The 1,890-nt window shown below is 42.7% G+C and carries 4 protein-coding genes; 3 read left to right on the plus strand and 1 reads right to left on the minus strand.

All coding sequences use genetic code 11. From position 1 onward, the window contains the following. The first annotated feature begins 146 nt into the window (after nucleotides 1-146). From CIK99_RS10350 to CIK99_RS10360, 3 genes are read left to right on the plus strand one after another with little or no spacing between them, the layout of a single operon-like run. Nucleotides 147-401, plus strand: coding sequence for a DUF3791 domain-containing protein (locus CIK99_RS10350; RefSeq protein ID WP_253249648.1), 255 nt, complete (start codon nucleotides 147-149; stop codon nucleotides 399-401). Beyond that, a complete protein-coding gene (locus CIK99_RS10355) occupies nucleotides 401-871 on the plus strand; it encodes a DUF3990 domain-containing protein (RefSeq protein ID WP_094381441.1) in 471 nt (156 codons plus the stop codon). Before CIK99_RS10350 ends, CIK99_RS10355 begins: the two co-directional genes overlap by 1 nt. Continuing rightward, nucleotides 868-1,104 (plus strand): hypothetical protein, encoded by a 237-nt coding sequence (locus tag CIK99_RS10360; RefSeq protein WP_094381442.1) that lies wholly within the window; start codon nucleotides 868-870, stop codon nucleotides 1,102-1,104. The genes CIK99_RS10355 and CIK99_RS10360 overlap by 4 nt, the downstream gene beginning before the upstream one ends. A 686-nt stretch (nucleotides 1,105-1,790) precedes the next feature. On the opposite strand, the gene CIK99_RS16085 is transcribed toward CIK99_RS10360, so the two are convergent. Then, nucleotides 1,791-1,886, minus strand: coding sequence for an IS3 family transposase (locus CIK99_RS16085; protein ID WP_094381746.1), 96 nt, complete (start codon nucleotides 1,884-1,886; stop codon nucleotides 1,791-1,793). Nucleotides 1,887-1,890: the final 4 nt, after the last annotated feature.

The following is a 1,890-nucleotide window of genomic DNA, read 5'->3' on the forward strand; positions in this document are numbered from 1 at the left end:
CAGCACATAGAGCCGATTATTTAGAACGAGAGATAATTAACAGAATTACACGAGCCGTGTGCGGCGAAAGTCGCATGCACGGTTCTTGAAGGGGAAAGCGGGGGAAACCCCGCAGACCTACTTAGATATTAAAGAAAGGAATAAATATGAAAGCAATAATGTCAATGGACAGAAGGGTCAGGCACCTGTCCCCTGACCCGCTTGATTTCGTAACATACTGCATCGGCAATCTCTCACGCCGATTGAACATGAGTGCCGCTGAGGTGTATCGTCGCCTTAAGCAGTCAGGCATTCTGACTGGCTACATCGTATCAAGCTACGATGTGCTCCACACCTTTGGCAAGGAGTATCTTATGGAAGACCTCACCGAATACATGAGGGAGAAAGGAGTGTTGGCATAATGGAAGTATATCACGCATCAACCATAGTCGTGGAATCACCCGACACAACGCATAGCCGAGCTTTCCTCGATTTCGGTCCTGGATTCTATGTCACCATCTTGCAGGATCAGGCAGTGAAATATGGAGCACGCTTTACCAACCGTGGCAAAGAAGCCTTCCTTAACACCTACGAACTTGCCGATGACCTCAGCAAATGTAAAGTCATTGAGTTCAAGCGTTATGATGAAGCATGGCTCGACTTCGTGACAGAATGCCGTCAAGGAAGAATCGTTGGTGACTATGATGTAGTCATCGGCGGTATAGCCAATGATAAAGTCTTCCGTACCGTTGACCTGTATTTTGCTGGCGACATTTCAAAGGAAGAATGCCTTCGCCGCCTAATATTCGAAGAGCCAAACAATCAGATTTGCATCCGCTCACAGCAGGTACTCAACGAATGTCTAACCTTCAAAAGTTCTCAGCGCCTATGACACCTATACACGATGAAGCCTACCATGCAATCTTGGAGGCAAAGTATGCTCGTATTATCAATGAGATAAGCCAGATGCACAGCGTGAGTCTTGAAGATGCCATGGACATTTTCTACAACTCTCCGCTATTGCCCCTTCTCGAAGAAGGAGTTGCCGACCTTCATTGCCGAAGCGACAAGTATCTGGCAGAAGAGATTTGGAGAGAACAGGGTCAGGGGACAGGTATGAAGTGAACCCAAAAAGTTGGACACAACCCTTACTGTTCATATGGAAAACACGGAGGGGAACGGAGGTCCGCAAGCGGACTTTGTGGGAAAACGCGAATTATTCGCACATTGTTTATTAATAGCGGAGCTCATCAAGCTACGCAAGTTCTTCACACATTGTCTATCAAAAGAGGTGTTCATCAAGCTACGCAAGTTCTTCACACATTGTCAATTAAAAGAGGTGTTCATCAAGCTGAAGCAAGTTCTTGATGGATGATTATTCAAAGAAATTTGGGGAAATGTTTGGTGGATTGGAATTATTTGAGTAAATTTTGATAAGATAGGCTGCATCTCAACAAAAAAAATAAAAAAACGCTTTTTTATTTTGTTTTGTCTTCGATTTAAATAAAAATCTTACGCTCAAAAAAGATAATTCATTCTCTTTTTCTTTGCTAAATCGATTTTTTGCACTATCTTTGCAGCGAAATATTAATTATATACATGGAATTATTATGGAAGCAACAGTCAATAACATTCAGGTTAATGTCATAACAGTGGCCAATGCTGGTGTTGCGAAGGAAACTACTTATCAGAAGTTGAAAAGGTTGAGCAAAAAGTATAACCTTCAGACCAACGACCCAAAATTTGCGAGAGTTTGAATTTATGCGGGACAGGGGACATGCGGGTGAAATGAACCCAAAAAGTTGGACGGGTTAATAACTGTGAGCCTGTTCGAATGCCTTTCTGTATAAAACAGGTGACATACCGTTGAGTCTCAATTTTATTCTTTCATTATTGTAGTATTCCAAACAC

The organism is Prevotella sp. P5-92 (assembly GCF_002251245.1).
Classification (GTDB): Bacteria; Bacteroidota; Bacteroidia; order Bacteroidales; family Bacteroidaceae; genus Prevotella.

Coding starts and splice junctions, on each gene's coding strand:
- CIK99_RS10350 (WP_253249648.1), top strand. CDS start 147: ATGAAAGCAATAATGTCAATGGACAGAAGGGTCAGGCACCTGTCCCCT.
- CIK99_RS10355 (WP_094381441.1), top strand. CDS start 401: ATGGAAGTATATCACGCATCAACCATAGTCGTGGAATCACCCGACACA.
- CIK99_RS10360 (WP_094381442.1), top strand. CDS start 868: ATGACACCTATACACGATGAAGCCTACCATGCAATCTTGGAGGCAAAG.